Genomic DNA, 20,441 nt, shown 5'->3' with positions numbered 1-20,441 from the left:
GTGGGCAAGTTTGGGACATCGGACCTAAGTGTCTGATGCACAAGGAATGTCGCGAAAACACAGCGCCGCGAGCACGGCGCAGCCGAAAGCGCACCGCTTTTGCGGGCAATGCCGCGCCTGAAGGCATCTGTTGAGAAGCGCAGCGGGTTGTCCACATTTTTCGTGGAAAGCCCTGTGGACAAGCTGTCCGCATCCTGCACAACACGCTGATCCGCAAAGGATTTACGGCGGCGGGCACGAAATGCGCCCGCCGCCGTCCGTTACCGTCCCGCGCGGTTTCAGCGCTTGTCGCGCCAGGTTCTCAGCAAGAGCGCATTGGTGACGACGCTCACGCTGGAAAACGCCATCGCCGCACCCGCGATCATCGGATTGAGCAGGCCGAAGGCCGCGAGCGGAATGCCGATCAGGTTGTACACGAACGCCCAGAACAGGTTCTGCTGGATCTTGCGCCACGTGCGCCGCGCAATGTCGATTGCGGCCGCAACGAGTGCCGGGTCGCCGCGCATCAGCGTGATGCCCGCCGCGTGCATGGCGACGTCGGTGCCCGTGGCCATCGCGATGCCGATATCGGCGGCGGCGAGCGCCGGTGCGTCATTGATGCCGTCGCCCGCCATCGCGACGATGCCGCCCGTGCGGATCTTCAGGTCGCGGATCGTGCGGGCCTTGTCGTCGGGCAGCACCTGCGCGTGGACGTCGTCGATGCCAAGCTGCGCCGCGACTGCCGCCGCGCTGCCCGCGTTGTCGCCCGTCACGAGCACGCTGCGGATGCCCATCGTCTTCAGGCGCGCAATCGCTTCCTGCGCGCTCGGCTTGACCGTGTCGCCGAAGGCGAGCAGGGCGAGCACCGCGTCCGGCTCACCCGTTGCGCCCGCACCGATCAGCCAGGAGACGGTGTTGCCCGCCGCTTCGAGTTCCTGCGCGCGCGCCTTGAGTCCGGACGGCACCGCAAGCCCGAGTTCGTCCAGCCAGCGGCCGCTGCCGAGCGCGTAGCGCCGCCCGTCGACTTCCGCTTCCACGCCGCGGCCCGGCACGGCGCGCGCATGTGGAGCAGCAGGCAGGGCCGCGCCTTGTGCCTGCGCCTGGAACGCCTTCACCACAGCCTTGGCGAGCGGGTGCTCGCTTTGCTGCTGTACGGCGGCTGCGTGTGCGAGCGCCTCGGCGCGAATGACGCCATCGGCGGTCTCGAACGCCGTGAGCGACGGCTGGCCGAGCGTGAGCGTGCCGGTCTTGTCGAAGGCGACCACGCTCACGTTGTGCGCGGTTTCCAGCGCTTCCGCGTCCTTGATCAGCACGCCGTGGCGCGCGGCGACGCCGGTGCCCGCCATGATCGCGGCAGGCGTCGCGAGTCCGAGCGCGCAGGGGCACGCGATCACGAGCACCGCGACGGCGTTGAGAATCGCGGTTTCCGCATGCGCGCCCGCGATGAGCCAGCCCACGAGCGTAATCGCCGCGATGATGAGGATCGCGGGCACGAACACGGCGCTCACGCGGTCGACGAGCCGCTGGATCGGCGCCTTCTCCGCCTGCGCGCTCTCGACGAGCCGGATGATGCGCGCGAGCGTCGTTTCCGCGCCGATGGCCGTGGTGCGCACGGCCAGCGCGCCTTCACCGTTGATCGAGCCTGCCGTGACGGGGTCGCCGGGCTGTTTGGCCACGGGCAGGCTTTCGCCGGTAATCAGCGATTCGTCGATGTGGGTGCGGCCTTCCAGCACGACGCCATCCACCGGCAACCGCTCGCCCGGACGCACGACGACCACCATGCTCACGCGCACGGCGTTGAGCGGCACTTCGCGCTCGCCGCCGCCTTCGCGGATGCGCGCGCGGTCGGGGCGCAGCGCGTTGAGTGCGCGGATGGCGTCGGTGGTCCGGCGCTTCGCGCGCGCTTCGAGCCACTTGCCGAAGCGCACGAGCGTGATGACGACCGCCGACGCCTCGAAGTAGAGATGCGCGTCGTCGCCGGGATGCGCGAGCATCGCGTAGATGCTCACGCCCCACGCCGCCGACGTGCCGAGCGCAACGAGCAGATCCATGTTGCCCGCGCCCGCGCGCAGGGCCCGCCAGGCGGCGCGGTAGAAGCGCGCGCCGAAGCCGAACTGCACGATCGACGCGAGCACGATCTGCACGCTGGCAGGCAGCATCCAGTCGATGCCGAACCCGCGGGTGAACATCGGCACCACGAGCGGCGCGGTGAGCACGGCCGAGATCAGCACGGCGCGCCATTCGCGGCGCGTGGCGGCACGGGCGGCGGCGTTGCGCGCGTCGGCTTCCTGGCTGGCTGCGGCGGAATCTTCGGTTGCGAGCGGCGTCGCTTCGTAGCCTGCCTTTTTCACGGCGGCGACGAGCTGATCGCTCAGATCGCCCGTGAGCGGCGCGCGCAGGTTGACGGTGGCCTGTTCGGTCGCGAGGTTGACGGTGGCGCCCGCGACGCCGGGCATGCGCGCGAGCGCGCGCTCGACGCGGTTAGCGCACGACGCGCAGGTCATGCCGCCGATGGCGAAGGCGGCGGTTTCGGTGGCGACCGGCACGGCCTCGTAACCGGCCTTTTCGACGGCGCTCACGAGCGCTTCCGGCGCGACGCCGTCTTGCGTTTCGATGGTGGCTTTTTCGGTGGCGAGATTGACGGAGGCGCGCGCGACGCCCGGCACTTTGGCGAGCGCTTTTTCGACGCGGGTGGCGCACGACGCGCACGTCATGCCGTGAATTTCGAATTCGGCGACGCGTGTGTCGGGGCGCTCTTCAACGAGTGGTTCGTTCATGATGGCTGGCTCTGACGCAATGGTTGACTTCGACGTCACGCAGTTTGTACGTTCCAGTGATGGGAAGGTCAAGACTGGTTTTTCGACGCACCCCTCGAATTACGCCTGTTCACGTTTCGTTATGCAGAATCCAGTATGTGAAATAAAAAATATCGATGAAACGTGGCTTATGCGTCGAATTCGCGAATTTTATCGCTGCGCTTGAATTAATCTCCCGATCATATCGCGCGCGGCGCGGGCCAGCGCCGCCGCGCGCCTGCCTGTTTCACCCGGTTATTTGCGGCTGGCCGCCACGTCGAGCATCGCCTGGCTCAACGCGTCGAGCACGTCACAGCGGTTTTCTTCGAAATGGGCGGGTACGTACATGCAGTCGGTCTCCTGAGGGCGCTGGCCCGTCACGATTCGTAGCGCGTTGCGCGCACTTGCACGCGTAAATGCATACAGAATGCTTTTCATGCCGTGGCGCGAGCGATACGATACCACCCGGCGTCACTGCCACGATGTAGCGCAAAAATGCACGTCCCAGGGGGACGGCGGGCACATCGTCGGGGATACGTTGACGCCGCCTGCCGGATCGTACGCATCGCACACAAGACTTACAAATGACAAAAAGACGTCAAGCGTATTCATTTTCACGCACCTGCTTTGCGCTTGCGGGCCTCGCCATCTTGGCCGGATGCGCGACAGCGCCGGGCGTCGCGCCGAAGGACACCGGGTGGGTGAGGGACGAAGTGTCCGACTCCTACGTTTTCGGCTTTCCGCTCGTCCTGATGGACGTGTCGCGCGAAGCGGCAACGGGCAACGCGCCAGGGCAGGCCGCGCCGAACACGTTGCGCCACGCGCAGTCGCTGCCCCCGGTGGGCGCCTCGAATCCGCCCGAACCCAATCTCGATACGCTCGGCTCGACCGGCTGGCTCGATCTCGACAGCGGGCCGGTGCTCGTGAGCCTGCCCGATTCACGCGGCCGCTATATGGACGCGCGTGCGCTCGATATGTGGACGAACGTCCTGTGGTCCACGGGGACGCAGGTCGGCGAGCATGGCGGTGGCCTGAAAGCGCAAACGATTGCGTTCGTGCCGGCCGGCTGGAAGGGCACGCTGCCCGCGCGCGCGCAGCGCATCGAAGTCGCCACGCGCTACGTCTGGTTCCTCGCGCGCGTCGAGACGCGCGGCGGCGGCGATCTGGCTTCGGCGCGCAAGCTGCAGCACGCGATCCGCGTCGCGCCGCTTTCGACCTGGGACGAGCATGGCGGGCACGGCGCCGAACCGGCGTTCACGGGTGCGAGCCAGAGCGGCGATCCGGTCGCGCCGGGCACGCCCGCCTCGCGCGTTGCGTCGCTCGACGCCAACGCCTTTTTCGATCGTCTTTCGCAGTCGCTGAGCGATAACCCGAGCGCGCCCGACGATCCGCACGCGCTCAAGATTCTGGCCGATATCGGCGTGCGTCCCGGCGATGCCGTGCAGTTTCCGGGCGACGCGCAAGACGCGACGGCGGCCGGTTACGCGGACGGCCGCACGCGCGTCGCGACGCCGCCGTCGAATCTGCTGGCGGGCAACGGCTGGCTGTGGGTCGGCGACGAAGCGGGCGACTACGGCCCGGATTACGCGCTGCGCGCCTACGCGGCGTATATGCAGCCGGGTTTGCCGAAGACCTCCGATGAGGTCCGCGCACGCGTGTCGCTCGACAGCGACGGCCATCGGCTCAACGGCGCGAACCGCTACGTGATCCATTTCACGGCGAAGCAATTGCCGCCCGTGCGCGGCTTCTGGTCGATCACGGCGTACACGGCCGACGGCGCACTCGACGGGCACGCGCCCGTGCGCGTGGCATTCGGCGACCGCACCGGCGCACGGCGCAACCGCGACGGCTCGCTCGACGTGCACGTTTGTGCGGAGCGCCCGCGCGGCGTCGCGAACTGGGTGAACGCACCGCGCGGCGACTTCCGGCTCGTGATGCGCCTGTACGCGCCGAAGCACACCGCTGTCGACGGCAGCTGGCAGCCGCCCGCAGTCGAGCGTCGCTGACGTACGCAACCGAGGCTGCATCGGGCGGGGCAGTCCGCCGCCTGAATCCCCGAACGCCGGCGCGCGCGCCACCTTCAGGCTCTGTCTTATCACGGCGAATTCGTGCACCGCGGCATTCTCCTGCCGCGAGTGACCCCATCGGGCCTATACTTTCGCCTGTCGGGGTCTTCGATCGTCATTCCAGTCCTATTCCATACGGCCGGTTTGCGGCCGCGTCACTGGCAAGCGAGTATGGCAAGTCTCAACAAAGGTCCTCTGAATTCTTCGCTGCAATCGGTCCGCGCCATCGCGCGAGCACCTCGCACCCGGCACATCCTGACCGGCGTGTCGATTTTCCTCGTTGTGTTCGGGCTGCTCGGCTTTTTCGCCGCACCGCCGCTCATCCGTCACATCGCAGCCCAGCAGTTGAGCAAGCAGCTCGACCGTCCGGTCAGCATCGGCCGCATCGCGCTCAATCCGTACACGCTGCGCCTCGAAGCCGACCGCGTCCATATCGGCGAGCGCGGCGGCAACGGAAATTTTGTCGATGTCGAACGTCTCGTCGTCCAGCCCTCGTGGTCGTCGATTTTCCGTGCCGCGCCCATCGTTGACCAGGTGCATCTCGACTCCCCGCGCGTCAATATCGTGCGGTTCGACGCGCAGCGCTTCAACTTCACCGACCTGATCGAGAAGTTCTCGAAACCCTCGCAGCCGGCCAGCAAGCCGACGCCGTTTTCGGTTTCCAACATCCGCATCGAAAACGGCCAGGTCACCTTCGATGACCGCCTGCTCAACGAAAAGCACGTAATCGACCGCTTCACGCTCGGCATTCCGTTCATTGCGACGCTGCCGTCGAAGACCAATATCTTCGTCGAGCCGCTCCTGCGCGCGCGCATCGACGGCAACAGCACGCTCGCCCTCGACGGCAAGACCAAGCCGTTCGCGGCGTCGCGCGAGTCGGAGGTGGCGCTGAAGCTCGATTCGCTCGACGTGCCGCGCCTGCTCACCTACGCGCCGACGAAGCTGCCGGTGCAGGTGAAAAGCGGCAAGCTCTCGACCGATCTCAAACTCAACTTCGTGATGGCGGGCGACAAGCCGGAACTGCGCGTGTCGGGCACCGCCGATCTGGACGACCTCGATACCGCCGATCCGGCCAACGCGCCGTTCTTCGGCGCGCATAGCCTGCACGTCGCGGCGGCGTCGCTTGTGCCGCTCAGCAACGTTTTCCACTTCGACGAGATTCGTCTCGACGCGCCCAACGTCTGGATCGCGCGCGACAAGAACGGCACGCTGAGCGTCGAAAAGCTGGCGGGCGGCCCGAATGCAGCCAGCGGCGCGGCGGCTAAAACGGCTGCAGCGCCGCCAGCGGCTTCCGAAGCGAAAGCGTCGCCCGCCGAAGCAAAGGCCGCACCCCAGGCCGCCCCGCTCGATCTCTCGATTCGCCAGGTCGCGATCAACGGCGGTACGGTGCACCTGCACGACGAAGCGGTATCACATCCGGTCGACAACATATTTTCGAACGTCGACGTCACGCTCGCGAATTTCTCGACCACGGCGAAGACGCCCGCGCAATATACGTTCGGCATGTCCGAGAACGGCGGCGGCACCGTGAAGGCCACGGGCTCGTTCGGCATGGCGGCGAAGACCGCCGACGCGAAGATCGACATTCAGGGCGTGCAACTCGCACCGAAGCAGCCGTATCTCGACAGCGTGAGCGGCGCGCAGATCCTCGACGGCAAGCTCGGACTCAATACGACGATCACCGCCGACTGGTCGAAGTCGCCTGCCGCCGTGGTGGTCGGTGACAGCACGCTGAACCTGGAAACGCTCAAGGTGGCGGCGCGCGGCGAGAAGACGCCGGCCATCGCGCTCGGGCAGGGCGTCGTGAAGGTGAATCAGGTCGATCTCGCGGCGCATACCGCGCAGATTACTTCGGTGGATGCGACGGGCCTCGTCGTGAACGCCGAGCGCCGCAAGGACGGCAGCATCAATCTCATGCAACTGGCGGGCGGGCACGAAGCCGCGCCGCATCATGCGGCAAGTCATGCAGCGAATCACACGCAGACGCATGCGGCGCAGAAGTCCGCGCCGGAAGCTCCGGCCTGGCACTACAAGATCGACGCGCTGAACCTGAACAACGGCACGATCAACTTCACGGACAGCACCACGCCGCGCCCGGTGAAGCTCGCCATCACGCCGCTCGACCTGAAGGTGCAGCAGATCAGCGACGACCTCGGCCACGCGCTGCCGGTCGCCCTCAAGGCGACGCTGAACCGCAAGGGCACGCTCGCGCTCAACGGCGACGTGAGCCCGACGCCGCTGAAGGCGGCGCTCAAGATCGACGCGAACCGGCTCGACGCCGCCGCGTTCGAGCCGTACTTCAGCAGCCAGTTGAATGCGGTGATCGCGAGCGCGCTGCTGAACATGAAGGGCCAACTGGCGTTCGAGCAGAGCAAGGGGATGCGGGCGAACTATCGCGGCGACGCGGCGCTCGTCGATGTGCGCATGCTCGACAAGGCCACGTCGAGCCGGTTTGCGGGCTGGCGCTCGCTCGCGTTCTCGAATCTCAAGGCGAGCTTCGACGACACGCACGGCACCGACGTCGATGCGAGCCGCGTGACGTTCGCGGGCTTTTACGGCCGCGTGCTGCTGGATGCGCAGGGCAAGCTGAACCTCAAGGACGTGGTGGCGCACCAGACCGGCGAAGCGCAGTCGCTCACGCACGACACGAGCGCGGCGGCGCACGGCGGCCACGAGCCGGTGCCGCTCTCGCCGCAGGCGGCGAGCGTTGCGGGCGCACCTGCGCAAGCGTCGGCGCCCGCCATGGTCACCGCGGCGGAGCCGCCGAAGAATCCGGTGCGGCTGCATATCGGCGAGCTGCTGCTGCAAGACGGCAGCATGAATTACACCGATAACTTCATCAAACCGAACTACACCGCCGACCTCGTGCAGATCCGCGGCAGGATAGGCGCGATCGGCACGCAATCGACCACGCCCGCGCCCGTCGATGTCTCTGCGAAGCTCGTCCCGAACGGCCCGATCACGATCAAGGGCACGGTGAATCCGCTCATCGCGAAACCGTCGCTCGACATCACCGCGAGCGCGCATGACATCGAACTCACGAACCTCACGCCGTACTCGGCGAAGTACGCGGGCTATCCGATCACGAAGGGCAAGCTCAACGTCGATCTGCACTACCAGCTCGCGGACGATCTGCTCACGGCGAACAACCACCTGTTCATCGACCAGCTCACGTTCGGCGATCACGTCGACAACACCACGGCCACGAAGCTGCCGGTGCGCTTCGCCATTTCGCTGCTCAAGAACCGGGCCGGCGAGATCGACGTGAACATTCCGGTGTCGGGCTCGCTCGCGAATCCCGAGTTCAGCCTCGGCAGCCTGATCTGGACGGCGGTGCTGCACCTGATCGAGAAGGCAGTGACGGCGCCGTTCTCGCTGCTGGCGAACGCGTTCGGCGGCGGCGGCGAGGATCTCGGCTACGTCGAGTTCGCGCCGGGCACGGCCACGCTCAGCGACGCGGACACGAAGAAGCTCGACACGATCGTGAAGGCATTGGACGACAAGCCGTCGATCAAGCTCGACCTGATCGGCCGCGTCGATCCGGCGATCGATACGCCCGCGCTGCGCGACCGGTACGTCGATCGCCTCGTGCGCCTGCAGAAAGTGAAGGACACGGTGGGCAATGGCGAGAGCGTGGACACATCGCAGGTGAAGGTCGACGACAAGGAATACGAGAAGTACCTCACCAAGGCCTATAAGTCGGCGGACTTCAAGAAGCCGCACAACCTGATCGGCTTCACGAAGACGCTGCCCGACGCCGACATGAAACAGGCGCTCGCCGAGCATGCGCCGGTGGACGAGGCGGCCTTGCGCGAGCTTGCGCAAAAACGCGCGCAGGCCGTGCAGCAGTACCTCGAAGGCAAGGTCGATCCGAGCCGCGTGTTCATCGTCGCGCCGAAGCTTGACGCAAAGGGCATTCAGGACAAGGGCGCCACCACGCGCGTCGATTTCGGGCTGAAATAAAGGGCGCGGCGGCGCAAGACGAGAGACGCTTTACGCCGTGCGCCGCAACGCGCGCGGCGCGCGCGTAAATGCGTGTTCCTCGATCACGCGCGCGAGCGTCGCGAAGGCCGGGGCGATCTGCTCGTGCGGCACGCAGGCGTAGCCGGTCAGGATGCCCTTGCGTTCCTGCGTGCGGCTGTAATACGACGCGAGCGGTCGCACGATCACCCCGTTATTCAGGGCGTCCGCCGTGACCGCGCGGTCGTCGCAGTGCGCGGGCAGGCCCAGCACGAAATGCAGCCCCGCTTCGTCGCCCATCACGGGCAGCGCATCGCCGAAATGGCGCGTCACGGCGTCGATCAGCAACTGGCGGCGCTCGCCATAGAGCGTGCGCATCCGGCGCACGTGCGAGGTCAGATAACCGTCCATGATGAATTCCGCGAGCACGGCCTGCTGCATGAGCTGGCCTTCGCGGTACAGCTCGGCGACGCCGGTGCGAAACGTGGCCGCAAGCCGCTCGGGCACGACCATGTAGCCGATGCGCAGGCCCGGAAACAGCATCTTGCCGAGGCTGCCCACGTAGATGACGCGGTCCGCGTTGTCGAGGCCCTGCAGCGACGCGATCGGGCGGCTGCCGTAGCGGAATTCGCTGTCGTAATCGTCCTCGATGATCCACACCTTGTGCTGGCGCGCGTATTCGAGCAGCATGCGCCGCCGCGCCAGACTCATCACCATGCCGAGCGGATATTGATGTGACGGCGTGACGAGCGCGATGCGCGGCGGCTCGCACAGGTCCGCTTCGCCCGGATTGAGTCCTTCGTCGTCGATGGGAATCGGCGCGAGCTTGAGCCCCGACGACTGCAGCACGCTGCGCGCGCCCCAGTAGCACGGCTCTTCCACCCACGCGCGGTCGCCGACGTCGGCGAGCAGACGCACGGCGAGGTCCATGGACTGGTGGATGCCGGTCGTGATGATGATCTGGTCGGGCGAGCAGCGCACCGAACGCGCGACCCGCAGATAGTCCGACAACGCGCGCCGCAGCGGCCGGTAGCCGCCGCCGGGCGCGTAGGTGAGCAGATCGTGGCTGGCCGAGCGCCACAGCCGCGACTGCAGGCGGCTCCATGTGCGCGACGGAAATTCGGCCACGTCCGGCACGCCCGGCATGAAGGCTCCCCACTGCTTCGCCGAAACGCCGGCTTCGTCGATCAACCGTTGCCCGCGCACCGACATGTCGCCGCGCGGGCAGGCCGCGCCCGCTGGCGTGGACCCGGCCTCGGCCGATGCGTTCGCCCCGGCGGGCGGGCGCAGACCCACAGCGGCGGAATCGGGCCGCGTGTCGGCGACATAGGTGCCGCTGCCGGTGCTCGAAATGACATAGCCTTCCGCGCTCAACTGGTCGTAGACGTGCAGCACCGTATTGCGCGCGACGCCGAGGTCGAGCGCGAGCGTGCGCGAGCTGGGCAGCTTCGTGCCCGGCGCGAGCCGTCCGGTCAGGATGGCCTGCTGCATCAGTTGCAGGAGCTGGCGGTAGGCCGGTTCGGCGCTGTCTTTGTCGAGCTGTGCCGAGAGCCAGTCAGACAAAATGTCCATGCCCAAGTGGTTCCATCAGGAATAATGAAATGGCTCCATGACGTGGAGCCGTGAGCGTCTATAGTAATCCGGACGTCAGATCTGGTTAATGCGCCATGCAGCATTTTTAATCGCGCCGGATCAGCAGGGGTGGCCCGAAAGAGGTTTCAACCCGCGGCGACAGAAAAAGTAAGGAGACAGTGCGATGAAGAATTCTGACGTGATCGTCAGCTTTCGTGGCGTCCGCAAGACCTACGACGGCGAAACGCTGGTGGTCAAGCAACTCGACCTCGACATCTATCAGGGCGAGTTTCTGACGCTGCTGGGACCGTCCGGCTCGGGCAAGACCACTTGCCTGATGATGCTCGCGGGTTTCGAGTTCCCCACCGGCGGCGAGATCCGGCTCGACGGCAAGCTGCTCAACAACGTGCCGCCGCACAAGCGCGACATCGGCATGGTGTTCCAGAACTACGCGCTCTTCCCGCACATGACGGTCGAGCAGAACGTCGCGTATCCGCTCGGCGTGCGCAAGGTGCCCACGAACGAACGCGCCCAGCGCGTGAACGACGCGCTCAAGATGGTCCGCATGGAAAGCTTCGCGAAGCGCTATCCGGCGCAGCTTTCGGGCGGCCAGCAGCAGCGCATCGCGCTTGCGCGCGCACTCGTGTTCCAGCCGAAACTCGTGCTCATGGACGAGCCGCTCGGCGCGCTCGACAAGCAACTGCGCGAACATATGCAGTACGAACTGAAGTCGCTGCACGAGAAGCTCGGCGTCACGTTCGTCTACGTCACGCACGACCAGGGCGAGGCGCTCACGATGTCCGACCGCGTCGCGGTGTTCGACAAGGGCATCGTCCAGCAGCTCGACACCGTCGACAGTCTCTACGAATCGCCGTGCAATGCGTTCGTCGCGAACTTCATCGGCGACAGCAACCGCCTGCGCGGCACCATCGCCGCTGTCGACGGCGAATTCTGCGAACTCCATCTCGCCGACGGCACGCGCCTCACGGGCCGCAACGTGGCGGGCGCGAAGGCGGGCAGCGGAGCCGTTGCGTGCATCCGCCCCGAGCGCATGAAGCTCGCCGTGAACGGCGCGGTGCGCGCGGGCTTGAACGCAATCGCGGGCGAGGCGCGCGGGCTGATCTATTTTGGCGACCACGTGCGCATGCGCTGCGGTCTGCCGCAACAGGACGAGTGCTTCGTAAAAGTGCCGCTCGGCACCGAGGCACTTGCAGGGTTCGCGCCCGGGCAGCCGGTCGCGCTCGAATTCGCGCCGGAACATCTGCGCGTGTTCGCCTGAGCGGGCGGCCCTCGCGGGCCGTTTTGCAGACGTCGAGGAGACCGGGCGGAACGCCCGGCATGACTACCACCAAGGAGAAGGGACAAAACCATGAGGAAGATCGGCAACACGCGCGTTGCAGCGATCGCGGCTGCGCTCGCACTGTCATTCGGCGTCGCACACGCCTCGGAACTGACCGTCGTGAACTTCGGCGGCGCGAACGGCGATGCGCAGAAAGCAGCGTTCAACGAGTCGTTCCAGACCAAGACCGGCAACAAGGTCACGGTCGTCGAATACAACGGCGAGCAGGCCAAAGTGAAGGCGATGGTCGAGGCGAAGCACGTCAATTGGGACGTGGTCGAAGTCGAAACCGGCGATATCGCGCGCGGCTGCGACGAAGGTCTCTACGAGAAGCTCGACTGGTCGAAGCTCGGCAACAAGGCCGACATCATGAAGGCGGCGCAGCAACCCTGCGGCGCGGGCATTTTCGTGTGGTCGACGGCGATGGCCTATAACGCCGATACGCTCAAGACCGCGCCGACGAGCTGGGCCGATTTCTGGGACGTGAAGAAATTCCCGGGCAAGCGCGGCATGCGCAAGGGCGCGGAGTACAACCTCGAATTCGCGCTGATGGCCGACGGCGTTGCGCCGAAGGACGTCTACAAGGTGCTCGCGACGAAGGCCGGCCAGGACCGCGCGTTCAAGAAGCTCGACCAGCTGAAGCCGTACATCCAGTGGTGGGAAGCGGGCGCGCAGCCGCCGCAGTTTCTGGTCGCGGGTGACGTCGTGATGTCGACGGTCTACAACGGCCGCATCGATGCCGCGCGTCGCGAAGGCAAGAACCTGAAGGTGGTCTGGAACGGCAGCATCTACGACCTGGACTACTGGGCGATTCCGAAGGGCTCGCCGAACAAGGCGCTGGCCGAGCAGTACATCGCGTACACGATCTCGCCGCAGCCGCAAGCGCAGTACGCGCAGCACATCGCGTACGGCCCGGTGAACCAGAGCGCGATCAAGGGCCTCGACGCGAAGACGCTCGCGGATCTGCCGAATTCGCCCGCCAACGCCAGGAATGCGGTCCAGCAGAACCTCGCGTTCTGGACCGACCACGGCGACGAGCTTGAGCAGCGCTTCGCATCGTGGGCCGCGAAGTAAGCGTGTGAAAGCAGGAGTGGCTGCGCGCGCCTGACGTGCAGGAGGGTGCGCGCGGCCTGCTGTATCGAGCAGGTGGTGAGGCCGGAGCGGGTGTTGATGCAGCCGCTGCGGCCGACACAAAAAAGATGTGGGACCGGAGTGAGCGCTGAAGTGCTAACGCCAGTCAACGCAGGAGACAAGCTGTGACAACGATGACGACCGTGACCAACGCCGCCGACACCGCAGGCGAACCGGCCGCCCGGCTCAAGCGCGAATTGCGCGTGGCGCAGGCGAAGAAGCGCACGGTGGCGCTGATGCTGATCGCGCCGCTCGCGATTTTTCTGCTGCTGATTTTCGTCGTGCCCATCGCGGCACTGCTGACGCGCGCCGTGCAGAACCCCGAAGTGGCCACGGCGCTGCCGCAGACGATCACGGCGCTGCGCGAATGGGACCGCAAGAGCACGCCGCCCGATGCGGCCTACGTCGCGCTCACGCAGGATCTCGCCGCCATCCAGGACGGCGAGGCGATGGGCGCGCTGGCACGGCGCCTGAACGTCGAAATTCCGGGCTTTCGCTCGCTCGTGGCGAAGACCGCGCGCGCCATGCCGCTCGCCGACGACGACGGCCATCCGCTCACGCTGACGCCCGCGCAAACGCGCGCGAAGATCGTCGAACTCGACGACCGCTGGGGCGACGTGAGCTACTGGCAGGCCATCGCGAAGAACAGCGGACGCTATTCGCCGTTCTATCTGCTCGCGTCACTCGATCATCGTCAGGATGCGTTCGGCAACATCCAGCCCGCCGATGCCGACCACCAGATCTACCTCGATGTATTCGGCCGCACCTTCACCATCAGCGTGTTCGTGACGATCTTCGCGCTGGTGCTCGGCTACCCGCTCGCTTACTGGATCTCGACGCTCTCCGATCGCCGCGCGAATCTCGTGATGATCATGGTGCTGATTCCGTTCTGGACGTCCATTCTCGTGCGCGTGGCCGCGTGGATCGTGATCCTCCAGGGCGAGGGCCTCGTCAACAAGCTACTGATGAGCGGAGGACTCATTTCACATCCGCTCCCGCTGCTGTTCAACCGCGTGGGCGTCTATATCTCGATGACGCACATCCTGCTGCCGTTCATGGTGCTGCCGCTCTACAGCGTGATGAAGTCGATTCCGCCGACCTATCAGCGCGCGGCCGTCTCGCTCGGCAGCCATCCGTTTGCAGCGTTCTGGCGCGTGTATGTGCCGCAGACCTATCCGGGCGTGGGCGCGGGTGCGCTGCTCGTGTTCATCCTCTCGATCGGCTACTACATCACGCCTGCGCTGCTCGGCGGCCCCGGCGACCAGATGGTGAGCTATTACGTGGCGTACTTCACAAACGTGTCGATCAACTGGGGTATGGCGTGCGCGCTCGGCGCACTGCTGCTCACGGCGACGACGGTGCTGTACTTCGTCTATGGGCGCTTCACGCGCTCGCAACTGAGCCTCGGCTGACGCCATCACGGAGACGCAAGCGATGAAATTCGCCAAACCCCTTTTTGCGCCGCACACCTCCGGTATCGAGCGCGTGTGGTACTTCGTGATGCGCGGCCTGTGCGTGCTCACGCTGCTGTATCTCGTGCTGCCGGTGCTCGCCATCGTGCCGCTGTCGTTCTCGTCGAGCACCTTCCTCGTCTATCCGATTCCGGGCTGGTCGCTGCGCTGGTACCAGAATCTCGTGATGTCCGACGAGTGGCGCATGGCCGCGAAGAACAGCTTCATCGTCGGACCGTCGGCCACGATCATCGCGACGGTGCTCGGCACGCTCGCCGCCATCGGCATCACGAAGGCCGATTTCCGCGGCAAGGCGCTGCTCATGGCGATCCTCATTTCGCCGATGATCGTGCCGGTCGTCGTGGTCGGCGTCGGCATGTATCTGTTCTTTGCGCCGCTCGGTCTCGCCAACACGTACACGGGCCTGATCCTCGCGCACGCGGCGCTCGGCGTGCCGTTCGTCGTGACCACCGTGTCGGCGACGCTGCAGGGCTTCAACTACAACCTCGTGCGCGCGAGTCTCTCGCTCGGCGCGAACCCGTTGACGACGTTCTTCCGCATCACGCTGCCCGTGATCGCGCCGGGCGTGATGTCGGGTGCGCTATTCGCGTTCGCGACGTCGTTCGACGAAGTGGTCGTCACGCTGTTCCTGGCGGGCGCGGATCAGACGACGCTGCCGCGCCAGATGTTCACGGGCATTCGCGAGAACATCAGCCCGACCATCGCTGCGCTCGCAACGATTCTCATCGTGTTCTCGACGTGTCTGCTGCTTTCGCTCGAATGGTTGCGCGGCAGAAGCGCCGCGCGGGCGGTGAAGGCTTGATGGAGGAACGGCGCCTGCGGGTGCCGTTTTCATTGTGCGCCCAGCATGGGCGCACTCCTGCGGGTGTCTCCGCCGGAAACAAGTCTTGAGTCTCCGTGCCTCAATAGCGACTTCAAGGGATCTGGCCGCCTGGGGGAGGGTGCACGCCAATACTAAACTTATAGTCTTCCGTGATTGTTGGCAGCAGCACTTCTGCACGTGCCAGATCCTCCCGCGTGTTCAGATTGGCAAGCGGGTCGTGGCGGGTGCCGGAAAAGTCGACGACCGTCCACGTTTTTCCACTCAGGAATGGCTTTGGGGCGAGCCCCGTTAATTCCGCTATTAGCCAGCGTCGCAGCGCTTCCATGCAGGACAGCGGCCAAATTCCGATCGCGGGAAACTGAAGATTCCCGTATTTCGTGAAAACCATTGACCCGTTTGCCTCATGGGCATGAAGCAGGATGCTGATGAGCGACCGTGGAATGAACGGGGAGTCGGCTGTCGTGACGAACAGCGCTTTGGCATGCGGCTGTCGTTCCGCGACCCACGCCATGACGGAATAGATGCCCGCCAACGGCCCGGGCTGCCCGGGAAACGCGTCTTGCACGACCGGGAGTTCAAACGTTGTTGCCCATGCACAATCTTGAGCGATGCTTAATGCCAGTTCGCTGACTTGCGGCTTCACCCTGTCGATCACGTGATCGATAAGCCGGCGCCCGGCCAGTCGTTGCAGAGGTTTGTTGCCTCCCATGCGTGTACCGCGGCCACCTGCGAGAATGGCGCCGGGAATGAATTGATGCTCGATCATCGGGAGACCGGATTTCATGATTCGATCCCGTACCGAAGCAACTCGTTCCCAATCTCCATCATGGTGTCTACGCGTTTCGATTCGACGATATCGGCGCAACCCTTGATGTATGCCCGATTGATGCGCAATTCAAATTCGTCGAATGGAGGCTGCGGGCGTTTCAGACCGAGCACGACCTCCGCCATCCGGTAGGAAAATGCAGCGCCGACAAGACTGCCACGGGAGGGGATCACTTCGCTGTACCCGTCGGCGAAACGCTCCATGTCCTCATACTGGTGTGCATGCTGCAGGAACTGGGCCACGTCGGTCAGGGGCGATCCGACATGGATGCACTCCCAATCAATAATGCCGGCGACTTTACCGGCTTCGATCAACTGCACATTTTTTGCCTTGTAATCGCCGTGACAAAACGATTCCATATTCGTGTACGGCAAGCATTGCTGCACACTTGAACGCAACGCCGTCAAAATGGGCGTTTTCGCCCCCTCGCCGAGCAGATCAATCGCCTGACCGACGGCCGCAAGCAGATTGTCGCCGAACGCCTGTGTTCCGTAGCCGAGGCTATAAATCTCGTCGCAATACAAGCTGCGTGGCAAGCCCTCCTGTTCGCCAAACTGAATACAGTGAATGCGTGCGAGAAGCTTCCCGCATTCGTAAAAGATTTCACTAATGGCGGGGTGCGAATCCCCGATGTCTCGATTCAAACCCAGAAGCCAGCGACGCATGTCCTGCGCGCCAATGGATTCCATTATGATCCAGTACCGATTGTCTTCGGTCACGCCCGAATGCAGTATCCGTGGCGCAGGAAAGTCCGCAGGCAAAAGCTCCCTCGCCAGAATTTCACGCTGTTGAAACCGGTCGCTTTCTCCGAGGATCTTGAAGATATAAGCGCGGCCTTCGCACTCAATCTTGAATACCTCGTGTCTCGGGCCTTTGATTGTGCGGATGTCGGGTTTGCTTTCGTGTTTGAATAGCGTCTCGATCAATTCGAGAAGGTATTCCAGTGCGGCGTGGTCGGTGGATTGGTTGCTGGTCATGATCGTCCAGAGGGGAGAGATGAGATCGGTGGTGACTCCAGCGCATCTGGCGCGTCGCCGCCTGGTAGCCAGGTTAATGGGGATGGTGGAGTTTGCTTTCTCCGATCATTGATATCGGCCTGCTGCGGTCCCTTTGCCAACCGTCCCTCGGCACGGCGACCATCGACGCGTTGATGATCCTTCGATCATGAGTGGCGAGGAGAACAATATGATCATTTGCGAGTTCAGTCAGCATGCGAACCAGATTGTCGACTGAGGGTTCCGATAGGTCGTTGGTCGGCTCGTCGAAAATGTATACGCTGGCCACTTTGTAGAGAGCACGTGTCAAGGCGATGGCTCGGCGCTCACCACCGGAAAGTCCTGCCCCGCCTTCCTCCAGCACTCGCGATTCCATCGTTTTGCCGAGCCATGCAAATCCGAGCTGCTCAAAGATATGCCGAATCCTGGACTTGTCCGCGTCGGCTGTCGGGTCGATGTTCTCAAGGATGCTCGAATTGAAAATGAACGGTTTTTGCGTCGCTAAGGAAACGGTACGCCACAGATCTTCGGGCGCGATGCTGCTTAACGGTGTCGAGTTGAGCATAATCGTTCCGTCATATTCAGTTTCGAGGCCGCTGAGGATTTCAAGCAACGTGGTTTTCCCGCAACCGTTGCTGCCCAAGATCGTGTACAGCCCCGGATTACTGATGGCGAACGAAACTCCTTCGAAAATTCGGCGCTTCCGGTATATGGTTAAATTAGTGCACGCAATGTGATTGATCTCGGCTATCGGGAGTTGATGGTAAGCAGTCTTGTCTCCCTCGGGCCGGAATGCATTTAGATCTTCCAGATGTGTGAGACTGACCTGAAGCTCGTTCGTCCAATAAGTAATGATCGTCATAGGCGCCAGTGCTCGCATAGCGAAAAGTTGGACGGCAAAGAATTCGCCGTATGTCATCCCGCCAGTGCTAATCCTGGACGCGCCGTAGACGGCGATGACAACTGTGCTCATTCTGATAAGCAACTTGGCACCGTAATCAGCATAATCTGATGTTTCGATATGCGCTCTGCGAACCGTATGCAAATTTTCCAGATTGTCCGTCAACTTTCTCTTGAAATGCTGCATCCAGTCTGACATTCGGATAATGTCGGCCGCTTGGGCATATTCAGAAAACATGGAAAACCGGCGTTTTTCAACTTCAGCTAGAGCTCGTACATCCACGCGCCGCATCTTATAGCCACGCCGGGTGGTGAAAAATATGATCATGATCGTTACGATGATCATCGCGGCAGTAATCGGACTGTAGATCGCAACTACTGCAGCCGCAATCAGTGAGGCTGCGGCATCAAACATGACCATCGGGGCCGCGCCACCGAAAAACCTGCGAATGGCTTCCGGTCGAACTAACGTTTGTGCAACCCGGCTTGCGCCTGTTAATTTTCGGACTCTCGATGGCATTCCGAACAACAGGTCGCTAATCGAAACCGAGAGCGCGCTGTCGACTTCCTCGGAAATACGCAGGAGTATTTTCTGTCGCAGCATGGAGGTCAGGAACTCTGCAGCACAAATGATGCATACCGTTATCGTGGCCAAAAGGAACGATGTGATGCTGGCGACTCGCATCGAATCGATCTGGCCTTGTAGGATCAGTGGTATCGAAAAGCCGAGCGCATAGCTTGCCGAAAAAAGGATGATAAGCCGACTATCAGCCAATTTTCCAAGTATCAATTGGTGCGTCCATTTTTCAAACTTCATGGCAGATCGGCTGAACTTATGAGGGTGCGAGTCGCTTAGCCTTCGATATCGATGATGCGTAGACTGGCTTTGCTCGGGGACCAAGGGATGCACTTACGTTTCGCTGGGGTAACGCTCTGGCGCTTGCTGTGCGGTGCTGGATTCACCTTGGAATTCCGGTAGCCCAGTGACTGAATGTGCACTGGTCGTCATAGCACGACGGGCGATGATTCGCCAGATATCGAATGGGAAATAATCGTCGGCTTTGGCTTGAATGGCTTCTATCATGCCCATGACGGAAGCTTGATCGACTTCTTCGCCGAACAACTTCTTGGCTGCCACGATACAGGCTGCACCGCTCCAGTATGGTTGCTCCTGTTCGAAATTTCCAATGTCGGTGATGAGTGTACGCGTGGGAAGACGTTCATCGCTTTCCAGTTTTAGATAGGATGTCCCGTACCACGTCGTACTGTCGCGGAAGTTGACCATGATCGGAAGCGCGTAGGAGCCATGCTGATATCCGGCACCCGGAGTTACACGGAAAATGTAGGTGTCGCCGTCGACTATTTCGGGCCTGGTCTTTGAAGTTTCTCCGAGGCAAGAGAAGTCGACGGTGACGCTAGCAAGCTCTGCGGATTTTTCTCCCGAAATACGGACGGCGACATTCAAATCCTCGTATGCACGGAACGTCTGCACTTGCTGCACGGTGTCGCACGACAGCGTAGGCAAGGTAGATGATTCAACAAGTACAAAGCCAAAGAGAAGGCCGAAATAGGGCGGATCACCACCTCCGAGAAGTGCGCGATTGTCTTTGATCGCCAGTGTGCTGTAGGGCGTTTGTCCAACCGCTTGCTGCTGCACGGTCATGCCGCTTTGCGCAAGCACGATATGCATCAGCCCATCGGCTTCGAATGCAACCCGATCACCCAGTATGGTGGGGGGCGACCAGACACCATACGGCGCAAGCATGCGTTGCCAAAGCATTCGGCCCGTGCGGACATCGATAGCCCCCGCATAGCCTTCGGCAGTTGTGAAAAAGACACGGCTACCGTCCGAAACGCAAGCGTGACGATGTGCGTCGCCTTCGACATCCACGCGCCAGATGATGCGCCCACTGTCGATGTCCACCGCGAAAATTCCATCGACCGCACCTGCGATGGCAATTTGTCCGTCTATAACGATACCGGACGTATCTGAACTCGCGACGTTGCCGAGGCTTAACGCCGTGCGCCAGCGCACCTTTCCGTCGGTGCCAAGCGCTGCCAGGAATATCTCCGAATGTCCTTTCGCGTCAGTACGCGTCCCCATTGTCAGCATGTCACCGCTTGTAAGGAAAGCGACTTTACCGAATAGGAAACACTCGTCAACTGGGTACGAAAAGGCCAACTGCCCAGCGGCATCAATGCCGAGCACCTGGTTTCCGCTCGATAGCACGACTAGACCATTACTAGACACAGCTACGCCAGAGCGAATTCGTGCGCTGGTTTGCACCGTCCAAAGTTCGCGCCCCGTACCAGTATCCAGTGCGGTCACATTGCTGAACGCAGTGAGCAGAACCAACTGGCCGTCACGGATCGCCGGAGTGCCATATCCGCCATTGTCGACGGTAGTCCGCCAGATCTCTACGCCAGTCCGCGGATCGAAGCAATGAGCCTCATAGGTACGGCGCTTCTCTATATATACAGTGACATATGCTCGACTATCATCCTTTGGATCGAATATCGGTACACGCACAAGACCATCGATATTTCGGCACCACGACATTTCCAAACGCGGACTGGACATAG

At 63.1% G+C, this 20,441-nt stretch carries 12 protein-coding genes; 6 read left to right on the top strand and 6 right to left on the bottom strand.

Annotated elements, in window-relative coordinates:
* Positions 1-278: 278 nt before the first annotated feature.
* Positions 279-2,756 carry a heavy metal translocating P-type ATPase gene (locus tag EPN59_RS02360; RefSeq protein WP_293036244.1) on the bottom strand — a complete coding sequence of 826 codons (2,478 nt, stop codon included), beginning with the start codon at positions 2,754-2,756 and terminating at the stop codon, positions 279-281.
* Between the two features lie 602 nt (positions 2,757-3,358).
* Between EPN59_RS02360 and EPN59_RS02355 the strand changes: the two genes are divergently transcribed.
* Together EPN59_RS02355 and EPN59_RS02350 are read left to right on the top strand one after the other, a co-directional pair.
* Complete coding sequence (locus EPN59_RS02355) at positions 3,359-4,780, top strand: DUF1254 domain-containing protein (RefSeq protein WP_293036248.1); 1,422 nt, start codon at positions 3,359-3,361, stop codon at positions 4,778-4,780.
* A gap of 231 nt (positions 4,781-5,011) precedes the next feature.
* A complete protein-coding gene (locus tag EPN59_RS02350; protein ID WP_293036250.1) occupies positions 5,012-8,803 on the top strand; it encodes a DUF748 domain-containing protein in 3,792 nt (1,263 codons plus the stop codon).
* Positions 8,804-8,833: 30 nt separating this feature from the next.
* Here EPN59_RS02350 and EPN59_RS02345 read toward each other — a convergent pair whose 3' ends face one another.
* On the bottom strand, positions 8,834-10,372 hold the full coding sequence (locus EPN59_RS02345; protein WP_293045457.1) for a PLP-dependent aminotransferase family protein: 1,539 nt from the start codon (positions 10,370-10,372) through the stop codon (positions 8,834-8,836).
* A 184-nt stretch (positions 10,373-10,556) separates the two neighbouring features.
* On the opposite strand from EPN59_RS02345, the gene EPN59_RS02340 reads away from it, so the two are divergent.
* The 4 genes from EPN59_RS02340 to EPN59_RS02325 all read left to right on the top strand — a co-directional run bounded on the left by EPN59_RS02340 (position 10,557) and on the right by EPN59_RS02325 (position 15,116).
* On the top strand, positions 10,557-11,651 hold the full coding sequence (locus tag EPN59_RS02340; protein ID WP_293045454.1) for an ABC transporter ATP-binding protein: 1,095 nt from the start codon (positions 10,557-10,559) through the stop codon (positions 11,649-11,651).
* 90 nt (positions 11,652-11,741) lie between these two features.
* Positions 11,742-12,785 (top strand): ABC transporter substrate-binding protein, encoded by a 1,044-nt coding sequence (locus tag EPN59_RS02335; RefSeq protein ID WP_293041133.1) that lies wholly within the window; start codon positions 11,742-11,744, stop codon positions 12,783-12,785.
* A 191-nt stretch (positions 12,786-12,976) separates the two neighbouring features.
* Positions 12,977-14,254 carry an ABC transporter permease gene (locus tag EPN59_RS02330; protein ID WP_293041180.1) on the top strand — a complete coding sequence of 426 codons (1,278 nt, stop codon included), beginning with the start codon at positions 12,977-12,979 and terminating at the stop codon, positions 14,252-14,254.
* 22 nt (positions 14,255-14,276) lie between these two features.
* Complete coding sequence (locus EPN59_RS02325; RefSeq protein WP_293041130.1) at positions 14,277-15,116, top strand: ABC transporter permease; 840 nt, start codon at positions 14,277-14,279, stop codon at positions 15,114-15,116.
* 112 nt (positions 15,117-15,228) lie between these two features.
* On the opposite strand, the gene EPN59_RS02320 is transcribed toward EPN59_RS02325, so the two are convergent.
* The 4 genes from EPN59_RS02320 to EPN59_RS02305 all read right to left on the bottom strand — a co-directional run bounded on the left by EPN59_RS02320 (position 15,229) and on the right by EPN59_RS02305 (position 20,439).
* Positions 15,229-15,921: a molybdenum cofactor guanylyltransferase gene (locus EPN59_RS02320; protein ID WP_293041127.1), complete on the bottom strand. Its 693-nt coding sequence runs from the start codon at positions 15,919-15,921 to the stop codon at positions 15,229-15,231.
* A complete protein-coding gene (locus EPN59_RS02315; protein ID WP_293041125.1) occupies positions 15,918-16,940 on the bottom strand; it encodes an aminoglycoside phosphotransferase family protein in 1,023 nt (340 codons plus the stop codon). Before EPN59_RS02315 ends, EPN59_RS02320 begins: the two co-directional genes overlap by 4 nt.
* A 73-nt stretch (positions 16,941-17,013) precedes the next feature.
* Positions 17,014-18,675 (bottom strand): ATP-binding cassette domain-containing protein, encoded by a 1,662-nt coding sequence (locus tag EPN59_RS02310; protein WP_293045451.1) that lies wholly within the window; start codon positions 18,673-18,675, stop codon positions 17,014-17,016.
* Positions 18,676-18,768: 93 nt separating this feature from the next.
* Positions 18,769-20,439: a PQQ-binding-like beta-propeller repeat protein gene (locus tag EPN59_RS02305; RefSeq protein ID WP_293045448.1), complete on the bottom strand. Its 1,671-nt coding sequence runs from the start codon at positions 20,437-20,439 to the stop codon at positions 18,769-18,771.
* Positions 20,440-20,441 lie beyond the last annotated feature (2 nt).

Source organism: Paraburkholderia sp. (assembly GCF_004298475.1).
In the GTDB taxonomy this organism is placed as follows: Bacteria; Pseudomonadota; Gammaproteobacteria; order Burkholderiales; family Burkholderiaceae; genus Paraburkholderia; species Paraburkholderia denitrificans.
The sequence above is the reverse complement of the archived record's forward strand: the minus strand, read 5'-3'. Positions and strand labels throughout refer to the sequence as shown.